Annotated in this window: 11 protein-coding genes; 1 reads left to right on the top strand and 10 read right to left on the bottom strand. The window is 70.2% G+C overall.

Annotation, left to right across the window (positions count from 1 at the left end; all coding sequences use genetic code 11):
- Window positions 1–82: 82 nt before the first annotated feature.
- The 6 genes from D7Y04_RS41695 to D7Y04_RS41670 all read right to left on the bottom strand — a co-directional run bounded on the left by D7Y04_RS41695 (window position 83) and on the right by D7Y04_RS41670 (window position 6156).
- Entirely contained in the window at window positions 83–334 is a 252-nt protein-coding gene (locus tag D7Y04_RS41695; RefSeq protein ID WP_121762960.1) for a hypothetical protein, read from the bottom strand.
- 33 nt (window positions 335–367) lie between these two features.
- Window positions 368–1513, bottom strand: coding sequence for a glycosyltransferase family 4 protein (locus D7Y04_RS41690; RefSeq protein WP_121762959.1), 1146 nt, complete (start codon window positions 1511–1513; stop codon window positions 368–370).
- 139 nt (window positions 1514–1652) lie between these two features.
- Entirely contained in the window at window positions 1653–2996 is a 1344-nt protein-coding gene (locus D7Y04_RS41685; protein WP_121762958.1) for a sigma-54 dependent transcriptional regulator, read from the bottom strand.
- The gene (locus tag D7Y04_RS41680) at window positions 2993–5128 is read right to left on the bottom strand and encodes an ATP-binding protein (protein ID WP_121762957.1); all 2136 of its coding nucleotides are present in this window, start codon (window positions 5126–5128) and stop codon (window positions 2993–2995) included. The genes D7Y04_RS41685 and D7Y04_RS41680 overlap by 4 nt, the downstream gene beginning before the upstream one ends.
- 229 nt (window positions 5129–5357) lie before the next feature.
- The gene (locus D7Y04_RS41675; RefSeq protein ID WP_233601830.1) at window positions 5358–5555 is read right to left on the bottom strand and encodes a hypothetical protein; all 198 of its coding nucleotides are present in this window, start codon (window positions 5553–5555) and stop codon (window positions 5358–5360) included.
- Window positions 5524–6156, bottom strand: a complete 633-nt coding sequence (locus D7Y04_RS41670; protein WP_121762956.1) for an OsmC family protein — start codon at window positions 6154–6156, stop codon at window positions 5524–5526. The genes D7Y04_RS41675 and D7Y04_RS41670 overlap by 32 nt, the downstream gene beginning before the upstream one ends.
- 441 nt (window positions 6157–6597) lie before the next feature.
- On the opposite strand from D7Y04_RS41670, the gene D7Y04_RS41665 reads away from it, so the two are divergent.
- A complete protein-coding gene (locus tag D7Y04_RS41665; protein WP_158620762.1) occupies window positions 6598–7101 on the top strand; it encodes an SRPBCC family protein in 504 nt (167 codons plus the stop codon).
- A 10-nt stretch (window positions 7102–7111) separates the two neighbouring features.
- Here the strand turns inward: D7Y04_RS41665 and D7Y04_RS41660 are convergent, their stop codons facing one another.
- From D7Y04_RS41660 to D7Y04_RS41645, 4 genes are all read right to left on the bottom strand, one after another.
- Window positions 7112–8551 (bottom strand): cytochrome-c peroxidase, encoded by a 1440-nt coding sequence (locus D7Y04_RS41660; protein WP_121762955.1) that lies wholly within the window; start codon window positions 8549–8551, stop codon window positions 7112–7114.
- Between the two features lie 85 nt (window positions 8552–8636).
- Window positions 8637–8837 (bottom strand): hypothetical protein, encoded by a 201-nt coding sequence (locus tag D7Y04_RS41655; RefSeq protein WP_147477314.1) that lies wholly within the window; start codon window positions 8835–8837, stop codon window positions 8637–8639.
- 195 nt (window positions 8838–9032) lie between these two features.
- Window positions 9033–11102 (bottom strand): Ig-like domain-containing protein, encoded by a 2070-nt coding sequence (locus tag D7Y04_RS41650; protein WP_121762953.1) that lies wholly within the window; start codon window positions 11100–11102, stop codon window positions 9033–9035.
- Between the two features lie 69 nt (window positions 11103–11171).
- The coding region (locus D7Y04_RS41645) for an OmpA family protein (protein WP_147477313.1) at window positions 11172–11888 on the bottom strand (717 nt) is incomplete at its 5' end.

Raw genomic sequence — 11888 nt, 5'->3', positions numbered from 1 at the left:
GCTGTCCCAGCTCAATCAAGAGCTGCGGCAGGAACTCATCCGCACGCTCGTCGTCCACATCCACAGCGGCTCCGCGGAGGGCCTAACAGGAGGTGCGGATGTCGTAGATGCTCGAAATCTGCCCCCAGTGGATCCAGTCCCCGCAGTCGCACCCGCGCTCTCCGATGACCGTCGTGCGGGTGGCGTCGTAGTAGATTCTGATGTTGGTCGGGCTGGTGGAGCAGTCCGGGAGCGGCGCCTCCTGCGAGGCCAGGTTCGGCTCCTCTTCCTGCTCCATGGGACCGCCACAGCCCACAGCCATCGCCAGCAGACCACCAATCAGGAACGTGCGCATGCGTCCTCCGTGAGGGTTGCCGCGCAATCATACTCAGGTGCGTCTGTCTTTGGAATGCTCGGCGTCTGATTCTGGTGTCGCTGTCGAGGAGCGTGTCTGGTTGTAAAAGATTGCAGGGGGCGTGGACAGTTCCTCGGCGAGCGCCGCCAGCACGCGGGCGCCGGTCCGGTCCGTGAATCGCTCCCGGGCGAAGCGCAGGGCCTCGGTGGCCAGCCGTTGTCGCTCCTCGGGAGCGTCCAGGATGGAGCGCAGGGCGCGCCGCCATTCCTCCACGTCCCCCATCTCGACGAACCAGCCATTCGCTCCGTGGCGGATGTAGTCCTCGGTCCCGATGCAGCGCGTGGCCACCACGGGAACGCCCAGCGCCATGGCCTGGATCAAGGTCATCTGTCCGCTCGCCGTCTCCCGGTTGTTGACGGGGATGGCCACCAGCTCCGCCTCCGCGATGATTCGCAGGTAGTCCTGCTGGGGGATGCTGGTGAGGACCTTGACGTTCGGAGGCACGGGCCCGGGCGGGAGCGCATGGGGGTGCGCGACGATGACGAGTTGCAGGGACAGTCCTTCGACGGCCCGCAGGAGGGTGCCGTAGTCGCGGCCCGACGAGCCCAGCGCGGCGATGTAGCGCGGTGCCAGCCCGAAGTCCTCACGCGCCCCGCGGAAGTCCTCCGCCTTCAGCTCCGCGCCGGTCAGGTGCGTGAACTGGAAGCGGGACTTCGGCAGGGCGAAGACGCGCGCATAGACCGAGCGCTCGTGCCGCGTGTAGACGAGGCACCGGTCAACGCCCCGGTACGCGAGCCGCGACAGCCACTTGCGGAGCCCCCGGTATTCGTGGCCGCAGTTGAAGTACCAGATGACGTGCGGAGTGCGCACGAAGGTCAGCAGGTTCACGAGCCCCACGGTGAAACCCACCTGTGGGAAGGCCGTGACGATGAGATCCTGGGGATGCCGGGCCAGCTCCCGCCGGGCCTTCAGCGCCAGGCGGAAGAACTGCCACCACTTCTTCCAGGGCGTGCGCTTCCGGGTCGAGTCGACAGCCTCCTCCAGGCCCACGTAGGAGCACTCGAAGCGCCCTGGCGGGAGGAACGCGCCCAGCCACCGCCGGTCCTCGCGGAGAAACCAGGCAACGAAGAGGACCCGCACCTTCGCCGGGTCCTTCGTGCCGTCCTGGATGTGATTCATGCGGTGCGCCCCGGGCTGGAATTCACCGGAGGCGAGAGCACGAACCGCGCCGCCGCCGCGTGCACGAAGCCGTGGCGCGAGCGTGTCTCGGCTGTCTCAAGTTGAGATGAAAAGCGTCTCGAAAACGGAAGCGCGGACGTCAGTTCCCCTTGTGTTGCCACCCCTTGAGCTTCGCGTAGAGCGAGCTGCGAGAGATGCCCAGCTTCGTCGCCGCGCGCTCCACGTGGCCGCCCTCACGCGCCAGCACGCGCTCGATGTGGCGGTGCTCCAGCTCCTCCAGCGTGAGGTCCTCGCCCAGCGGTTCCTCCGTAGGGAGCAGGGACTCGAAGCGCAGGGCGCTGCGGGACAGTCGCGACGTGCCGGACAAGAGCACCGCGCGCTCCAGCACGTTGCGCAGTTCGCGGATGTTGCCCGGCCAGCTGTAGGCCATGAGGGCTCGCTCCGCGTCGGGCTCCAGCTCCACCTGGCCGCGGCCGCGGTGCGCGCCCATCTCCGCCAGGAAGTGGCTCGCGAGCACCGGCACGTCCTCCGTGCGCTCGCGCAATGGCGGCACGTGGAGGATGAGCGTGCTGATGCGGAAGTACAGGTCGCTTCGGAAGCGCTTCTCACGCGCGGCCAGCTGCAGGTCCTGGTGCGTGGCGGCCACGAGCCTCACGTCCACGCGCCGGTCCTTCACGTCGCCCAGGCGCCGGAAGCGCTTCTCCTCCAGCACCTTGAGCAGCTTGGGCTGGACGGCCACGTCCATGTCGCCCACTTCATCCAGGAACAGCGTGCCCCGGTCCGCCACCTCCAGCAGGCCCGGCTTCGCGGCCACCGCGCTGGTGAAGGCGCCCTTTTCATGGCCGAACAACTCCGAGTCCAGCAGGTCCTTGGACAGCGCCGCGCAGTTCAGGTCCACGAAGGGGGACTCCTTGCGCGGCCCGCCTTCATGCAGCCAGCGCGCGAGCACGCTCTTGCCGCTGCCCGTCTCGCCGGTGACGAGCACCGGGCTGTCGCTCTCGCGCACGCGCTCCGCCTGGTCGCGCAGCGCGCGGATGGCGAGGCTGTTGCCCAGGAAGGGGTCCACCTGCGTGCGCACCGCGCGCGAGCGGTCCGCCAGCAGCCGCTGCCGCTCGCGGCGCTGGGCCACGAGCCGCTCCAGCACCACCTTGAGCACCGCCAGCTCCAGCGGCTTGGTGAGGAATTGCTCGGCGCCCTCCTTCACGGCCTGGACCGCCAGTTCGATGGAGCCGTGCCCGGTCAGCACCACCAGGGGCACCGCCGCGTCCAGCTCCTTGAGCCGGGGCAACAGCTCCAGCGCCGTGCCGTCCGGCAGGCGGTAATCAATGACGGCCACGTCGGGCCGGTGTGAGCGGAAGCCCTCCTGGGCCTCGGCGACGCTGGTGGCTTCATCCACGTCGAAGCCATGCTGGGTGAGGTATCCCTTCATACCCAGACGGACGCCGGGCTCGTCGTCCACGAGCAGGATGCGGGTGCGGGTCATGACACCTGTGACTGCGGAGTAGGGCCGGTGTGAACGGCGGGGGAAAGGGCGGGCAGCAGGATGGTCACCTCTGCGCCTCCCTGGGGGTGATTGGACAGGCGAATGCGCCCCTGGTGCTCCTCCAGGATGCGCTGGACGATGGACAGCCCCAACCCTGTCCCTCCTCGACGCTTGCTGAAGAAGGGCTCGAAGACGTGGGGCAGGTCCTCGCTCTTGAAGCCGGGCCCTCCGTCGTGGACTGTGCAGCGCACCCAGGGGCGCCCTGCTTCCTCCACGGCTTCCGCTGTCACGTGAACGGTAGTGCCCTGGGGGGAGTGCTGCACGGCATTCTCCACCACGTTGCGGAAGACATGGAACAGGCGGCGCGCGTCCATGCGCACCGGGGGCAGCGCGTCGGACACCTCGCGCTCGAGCGTCACGGCCGCCTTGTCGCTCGTGAGCGTGCAGGCGGACAGGGCCTCGAAGACCACCGAGCCCACGGCGCCGTCCGTCCACTCGCCGCGCGTGGGACGGCCATACTCGAACAGCTCCTGGGTGAGGTGCGTGAGGCGGCGCACCTCGCCGCGCAGCACGTCCAGATAGGGCTTCAACTCCGGCTGGGCGCCGGAGGTGGCCTCCACCGCGTCCACGACGGCGGAGATGGAGAAGAGGGGGTTGCGCACCTCGTGGGCCACGCCCGCGACGATGGCGCCCATGGCGGCCATCGTTTCACTGCGGCGCACGTGGGCCTGAAGCTCCAGCAGCCGGGTGACTTCGCTGGCCACCAGGATGATGCGAGGGTCCTCGCTGGCCTTCTCGTCCACCCAGGAGGCCGAGACCTCCCAGGTGCGCCCGGACTCCGCGTCGTGCACCTCGCGGCGGGTTCTGCCGTGCGTCGCGCGCAGCTCCTCCACCAGCGGTCCCGCGCTGGACCAGGGCGGCGCCCCGGCGGTCGCGGAGAGCCGCTGGCCGGAAGGGTCCATCTCCTGGAAGAACACGCGGGCCGCGTCGTTGAGGCGGTGGATGATGCCCTCCGCGCTCAGTACCAGCAGCGGCGAGGACACCGCGTCGAAGGTGCGGCGCCACTCCGTCGCGGAGCGGCGGAAGCTGTCGTTCAGTCGCTGGCGCAGTTCATCCGCGAGCCGCCGGTCGGTGACGTCCGTGACGACGCAACCCAGGTGCACGCCACCCCGGTCATCCAGGCCGGAGGCCGCGGCGCGGCTGCGCACCCAGCGCACGCGCCCGTCCGCGCAGATGATGCGGTGTTCGATCTCCACCTCCGTGCTCGGGGCCAGGGCCAGCGACTCGATGCACTCGCGGTAGCGCGCCCGGTCCTCCGGGTGGATCATCTCCGCCCACAGCGGCGAGGGCGTGCCTTCCGGGCCGCCGCCGCCGGTGAAGGCGCTGGCTGGATAGCCGGTGGTGCGCTCCACGACGGGGGTGCAATAGAAGTCACGCAACACGCCGTCCCGCAGCTTCCCACCCCACAGGTAGTCCGGCAGCGACCGGGCGAGCACGTCCAGCCGCCCTTCGTGCTCCTGGAGGGACGCCTCCGCGCGCACCCGCTCGGTGACCTCCGTCAGGGACGCGATGACGCCCAGCACCGCTCCGCCGGAGCCGCGTACGCGCGAGTAGCTCCCGAACCAGAAGCGCGCCTCGCCGGGCGCGGCGGGCGTCTCCACCTGGAGGCCGAGGTCCTGCAGGGGCACGTCCGACTCCAGCGCGAGGGCGAGCCGGGGCGCGAGCATCGTGCCCAACTCCGGCAGCACCTCCGAGACATGGCGGCCCAGGTGCTCCTCCACCGGCAGGCCGTTCATCGCGGCGAGCGCTGCATTGACGTGCACGTAGCGCAGGTCGCGGTCGTAGAACGCGAAGCCCACCGGTGTGATGTCCATCACCGCGTCGCGCAGCGCCCGCGCATCATCCGCGTTGTCGTGCAGCCGGACGCGCTTGCGCTCGCTCCGGGCCCTTTCGCGAAGCGCGGCCCCCGCGCCCACCGCCGCCAGTCCGAAGGCGCTCGCCACCAGCAGGGCGATGCGGACACCCGCCGACTGGCTTTCGCTCCAGGCAGCGACCAGTCCCATGAGCACCGCGCAGGCGGTGGCGATGGAGGCGATCCGGAGCGGGGTGGATGTCGAAGGGAGCGTGGACATGGCGCGCGGCGAACGCGCACCAGTCTACGGTTTCCTGCATCCTGAATGCATTGTTTGTGTTGCTTCTTGGAACCGTCCAACGCAGACGTTGGACGAAGGTCCAGGAAGGGGTGCAAGCCATTCTCTTCAAGTGAACAGGAATGGACTGCCGGTATGTCAGTATTGTGGTGATCCACGAGGCGGGCGGGCGCTCTCCCGCCGTGCCGTACGGGTCAGCACAAGCTGGCGGTCACGCGATGATTGTCGGCGGCCCCGGATGGTTGGGGTCATGCGCCGGTGGGTCCTGGATGCCCGGCTCCACCTCCGGGTCCTGCTGGGGCGGAGGGGGCTCCCGGCGTTTGGGCTCGCCCGGAGGTGGATCCTTCTCCGGCGCGGGCGGCCGGGGCGGATCAATCTCAGGCGTGGGCTTCGGTTCCGGCTCCTTCACCGGCTTCGTGGGCGGATTCGTCTGTGGATTCGTCGGCATGTGCTTCCACACTGCGCATGCCGCTCCCACAGGGAACCACCGCGTCCGCCTCCCCCGAAGCGGGTGCCTGGTTTTCGACAGGTCCGGGGGGCTCCTCGCGACGGGCGTGGGCCCAGACCTCCACCACCGGCTCGATGCGCGGGGTGAGCTGGAGCATGGAGCTGGGGAAGCACCGCGCCGGCAGCCGGGCGAAGAGCTGGCGCGCGTCCTCCGCCTCCCGTGGACTGCCCACGGCGACGTGCGGCCGGACGATGAGGTCGGTGAAGTGGGCGGCCTCTTCAGGGCTCCCGCTCACCAGCCGGGCCGTGGCGGAGCTCTGGTAGAAGAGCACTCCCACGCCTGCCTCCCGGGCCCCGTCCAGGAACGCGTGCAGCGTGCGGCCCTCCACCGCGCCCACGAGCAGCGCCTCCGGGTCCCACCGTCCGTCCACGGGCCCGTCTTGCTGGCCGCAGAGCGGGCGGCCAATCGGAACGGGGGGCGCATGGTCGCTCGTCAGCACCGCGCCCCGGTCCCCCTGCCAGTAGAGGCGCGTTTCGTACTCGGTGATGGAAGCGGAGGTCATCGGGCATCTCCTCGGCGAAGGGGGGCATGCACCATGCGCTTTCAACAGCCATGCCTGGGCAATGCTTCACATCCCGCCAGACCATGCCCCGCGGGGCGAGTCCCCCCAGGTGGGCCGGTGATCGCGGGGCCACACGCAGACTGACCCGGGATGCGGAGCGCTTACAACAGCCCTTTCGGACGATTCCGACTCCGCTGCCGTTGCTCCACATCACGCGCCTCAATGCCTGACATGGGGGGCGGCATGAATGCGATGCGATGCGGTGGGGGATCGGGTCCGTTGACTGTATGGCTTTACGAGGGCTTCCAGGGCCGTACGGCCTGAGGGAAGCGCGCTCCGCCCCAGGGGCCCGCCCTACGCCCGGAGGCCCGCCCGTGGACGGTGGGGCGCCCTCCAGTCGCATGGCCGCCCTGGGGGTGGAGCCCCTTCTTGAGCATGTCCATGCACGAACGACCTGAGGCACTGATGGCCGAGGCCTATGCGAGTCAGCTCATCCAGGCACCCGCGGACGTGGTCTGGGACCGGGTGGGAGGCTTTGACAGCCTCCCCCGCTGGCACCCGGGCGTCGTCTCCAGCGAGCGGGTGACGCGTCCCGACTCCGGCCCCTTGCGCCGGCTCACCACGCGCGACGGCGAGGTGTACCTGGAGGCGCGCTTGGAGCACGACGCGCATGCGCGCAGCTATGCGTACGCGATGGTGGAGGGCCCGCTGCCCGTGCGCGACTATGTGGCGAAGCTGCGGGTGACGCCGGTGACGGCGACCGGGCAGACTTTCGTGGAGTGGCACGCGACCTTCGGCCTGACGCCCGGCCACGAGGGCGAGGCGGCGGCGCTGAGCGAGTGGATCCGCGATGAGTTCTTCGCGCGGGGCCTGCGGGGACTGGCGCACACCTTCCTGCCGCCTCCGCCCCGGGTGTCGGCGCCGGAGCTGGAGTGGCGGCGCTGAACGGCGGCGTTCACAGCCGCTGGAGGAAGCGCAGCAGATCCTTCTTCTGCGCGGGGCTGAGGGACTCCGGCGGCCCGCCCGGGAACTCGGGTGGGTGCGCCGGCAGTCCGCTCACGGAAGGGATGCCCGGGAGGATGAAGCGGCTGTAGGTGTCCACCGTCTCCGCGAGCGTGGCGTGGCTGTTGTCGTGGAAGTACGGCGCGGTGCGGGCGATGCCGCGCAGGGACGGCACGTCGAAGGACTCGAACTCCGCGGGGTCTCCGCTGATCAACGCGCGCCCGGGGTCGGTGGAGTACCACTGGGCCGCGAGCGCGGGGCCCACGATGGGCGCGCCGTTCTCATCCAGCGCGGGGTTGATGTCATCCGGGTCGCCGCTCGCGGTGACGGGGATGGGGGGCAGGTCCGTGACGGCGTGCTGGCGCGTGCCGTCCGTGTAGAAGCGGAAGCGGTACTGGGGGAAGTCGACGGACGTGTTGTAGAGGGGCACGACGCCGCGCTGACCCAGGTAGGTCATGTATGCGTAGCCGGCGTTGAGGAACTCGCTGTGCGGGCGGGGTACGCGCACGGGTTCGGCCGTGCCGCCGGGCGTGACGGTGTACTGGATGTTGCCGTCGGGCTTGAGCGCGTAGAAGAGCGCGTCGTGCGTGGCGCGGTTCACGACGCGGTTGCGCGTGCGGTCGCCGTGGCAGGCCTCGCAGGCCAGGTTGTAGACGTCGCGGCCGCGCCGCTCGGACGCGTCGAGCAGGAGCAGGGCGTCCGGATCCGGGATGGCGCTCAAGGGCCAGCCGCGCTCCAGCAACTCCGAAACGAAGCGGGCGCGAGGGGAGCTGAACACGCCGCGCTCGAACGCGGCGATGCGCTGGAGCACGGCCGGAGCCACCGTGCCGCCCTGGCTGTGGCTGGTGACGGCGCTCTGGGCCTGGGTGACCAGGTCGGTTTCGCGGCCGTCGAACTGGAAGGGGCCGGAGAAGCCGGTGTCGGCGATGCTCGGCACGCCGCGCCAGACGGACACCTTGCGGTCCGGGGCGGTGATGACGTTCCCCTGAACATCGATGACGTCCATATTCGCGGGGAGGGGGAGCACCACGCGCACCAGGCCCTTCTTCAGGTGCTCGTAGGTGGGCACGGGGGCGGCCGGGTCATCCGCGTCGATGCGATTGAACAGCGGATCCGCGGGGTTCCGGGCCCAGAGCGCCTCCACGTGCGCGGGCTTGAGCGCGGTGTCGTCCGCGAACACGTGGCACGTCGCGCAGGAGCGCCCGTTGGTGCCGGGCAGGGCCTCCTGGAAGTGCTTCCTGCCGGCGGCCGCCTGGGCCACGGACGCCAGCTCCGCCTGGGACGTCACGGGCCCGGCGGTGGCTTCCACGTTGGCCGCGGTGTCGGTGCAGCCCGCGAGCCCGGCGAGCGCGAGGGCGCCCAGGGTGCTCGCGATGAATCGATTCCCTGCCATGTGTTCCCCTCCCGGTTGCTGCGATGGGAGGGGAACACCGCGCGCCCCGCTTCGTGTCACCGCGAAGGCGCGCGGGGGAATGCCGTCAGTCCTTCCGGATCCAATTCGGACGGTGCTCGAACGTCCGCAAGTGGAGCCCCCGGAGCAGATGCTTGAAGACGTCCTCCCAGGCGGTGAAGGCCCGGAAGAAGACGCACGTCAGGCAGAAGACGAAGGGCGTGCGCACGGCCGCGCGGATCAACATCAGCTTCGTGGGGGAGCTATCCGCGGGGATGTGCTCCGTCACCCGAAACGCGATCCACAAGAGTCCCACGAGAATCGGGACGAGCAGGGTGGCGACGAAAGCGTCAACGAGATGCGCGCGAAAGCGGAGGTCGGTAGAGAGAGGCATACGGCTCACACGCAGGTTGGAGTGAAGGCAGGCACCGGGCGGCACGACTGACCGCCCCGTGCGGTTTGACTGCCAAAGCGGGGGTGAAGCTCAGGACTTGCGGCTGCGGGCACGCGCCATCAGGCCCGCGAGCAGCGCGCCGACCCACATGGCCGGAGCAGGGGACGTGGCGCCGCATCCCAGTCCGCCGCCGAGCATCTCGTCGTCGGGCGTGCCGCCAATCACTCCGGGGTCGTTCGGATTCTGGCCACCGCCGGTGCCCGGGCCCGGGTCCGTGGTGCCGCCGCCATCGGTGTTGCCGCCGGTGCCGGTGCCGCCATCGGTATTGCCGCCGTTGCCGGTGCCGCCATCGGTGTTGCCGCCGTTGCCGGTGCCGCCGTCGGTGCCCGTTCCGCCGTCGGTGCCCGTGCCGCCGTCAGTGCCCGTGCCGCCGTCAGTGCCACCGCCGGCCGGGGTCATCTCCCACGTGTAGGCCACCGCGACGCCGACGTTGCCGGCCGCGTCCACCGCGCGGACCTGGAGGGTGTGCGTCCCGGGAGCCAGGTTCTCCAGCGTGATGTTCGCCATGCAGTCCTGGAACTCCGTCCCGTCCACGCTGCACTGGAACGTGACCAGCACCTCATTCGCCTCGAAGCCAAAGGAGGCAACCGTTCCGGCCAGCACCGGCGGCGGCGACGTCACCACTGAAGCCACCGGCGCCACCGTGTCCACCCTCCAGGTGTGCACGGCCGGCGTCAGGTCCGGCACCCCGTTGGGCGCGACGGCGAACACGCTGAACACGTGCACGCCATCCGCCAGGCCTTGATACGCCGCCGGGTTGGTGCAGGGCGTCGCGAACAGCGCGTCCAGGTTGCACCGGAAGGTGGCGCCCGCGTGCTCCGACGTGAAGGCGAAGTTGGCGCTGCTGCTCGGGCTGAACAGCGGCGGGCCCGCCACGATGCGCGTGTCCGCCCCCGTGCTGTCTAGCGTGAAGGAGACGGTCACGGGCAGGCTGGAGTTGCCCGCCGCGTCCGTGGCCGACGCCGTCAGGAAGTGCACCCCGTCCACCAGCGTGCCCGGCACCGCGACCGTCCACTGGCCCGCGATATCCACCTCCGCCGTGCCCACCAGGACGCCGTCGATCATCAGGCGCACCACCGACCCGGGCTCACCCTGGCCGCTCACCTCCGAAGGCGAGACGGCCACCGTCGCGCCCGGCGTCACCGACGTCACCCGCGGAATCGCCGGCGCCACCGTGTCCACCGTCCACGAGTAGGTCGTGGCCTCCGTCTCCTGGTTGCCCGCGGCGTCCCGGGCGCGAACCGCCAGCGTGTGCGGCCCGTCCGCCAGCAGGAGCGTCAGGTACGGCGAAGCGCACGGCAGGGTCAGGCCGCTGTCCAGCGCGCAGGTGAACGTGGAGTTCGGCTCCGAGGACTTGAAGGCGAACGTCGAAATCAGGGCGTTGGTGAAGGCCGGCGGCGTGGACGTGAAGGTCGTCTTCGGCGGCGTGAGGTCGATCGTCCACGAGTAGGTCGCCGGCGTGGGGTCCGTCAGCAGCCCGAGCAGGTCCTTGGAGCGCACCAGGAACTGGTGCGGGCCCTCGGCCAGGTTCGTGAAGTCGCGAGGCGTGCCACACGCCACGAAGTTGTCGTTGTCCAGCGCGCACTGGTACGACACCAGCAGCGCCGACGAGCCGAACGTGAAGCGCGCCGTCGTCTGTACGGTGGAGAGCGCCGGGCCGCTGAAGATGACCGTCTCCGGCCCCAGGGCCAGGATGCTGAACTGCACGCTCGCCGCGGGGCCCGTCTGGCCCGCGAGGTTGGTGCTCACCGCCACCAGCGAGTGCACCCCGTTGGACAGGAACTCCAGCAGGGACGGTGTGTAGCTCCAACGGCCATTCAGATCCGCCGTCACCGTCGCGGCGATCTTCCCATCCAGGGTCAGCGTCACCTTCGCGCCGGCCTCCGCGGTGCCGCTGTAGAACGGCAGCGCGGTGGACAGCAGCACCCCCAGCGTAGGGGTCAGGATGACGGGCGCCGCGGGGGGCGCGTCAGGCAGCGCCGCGGCCAGCTGGCCCGGCGACACGGCGGGGGTGAGAGACGACGCTTCGGCGGTCGCACGCGTATTCAGGCAAAGCGCGGCCAGGGCCCCCACGAGGAGGCGATAGGAAGAGGTAGTCATTGAATTTCCGGAAAAGAAGGGTGCGGTGAAAGAGTTGTGAAAGAGTTGTGAAAGGGATTGGACCGCGGCTCAGTCGCGCGAGACGTGGCCGGAGGTGGGCTCCGACTCGATGTGGAACTCCACGCGGCGATTGAGCTCACGGCCGGACGAGGTGTCATTGGACGCGACGGGAGCGTCCGGGCCACGGCCGGCGGCCATCAGCCGGTCCGCCGGGACACCGCGGATCGCCAGGCGCTGGACGACCGCGGAGGCGCGTTGCTGGGACAGCGTCCGGTTGGTCTCCGGACGGCCGCGCGAATCCGTGTGGCCCTCCACCAGGATGTGTTTCAACTCCGGGTGGCTGATGAGCACCTTCGCCACCTGGTCCAGCAGGTTGAACGAACGCGGCAGCACGCGCGCCTCGCCAGAGGCGAAGTAGACCTTCTCGCGGATCTCCAGCCGGTCCTGGGTGATGACCACCAGCTGCTTCTGCTTCGCCGGGCAGCCCTGGTTCGACGCGGGACCGGCCACCATCGGGCAGTTGTCCACCACGTCCGCCACGGCGTCGCCGTCGTTGTCCGCCTCCGGGCAGCCATCATCGTCGAGGAAGCCGTCGCGGTCCTCGGGGTCCACCGGGCAGTGGTCCTTGGCGTTGGCCACGCCGTCGTTGTCGTCATCCAGGTCCGGGCACTGCTCCAGCGAATGACTCTGGTTCGGGGCGCACACGTCCACCACCGCCACCGGCGGGGCCACCGGAGCCGGCTCCGGAGCTTCGGTGACCACCACCGGGGCGGGGGCGGGCGTGGG

The organism is Corallococcus sp. AB038B, from assembly GCF_003668955.1.
In the GTDB taxonomy this organism is placed as follows: Bacteria; Myxococcota; Myxococcia; order Myxococcales; family Myxococcaceae; genus Corallococcus; species Corallococcus exiguus.
Note: the sequence above shows the minus strand (reverse complement) of the source record. Positions and strands in the feature narration are given on the sequence as shown.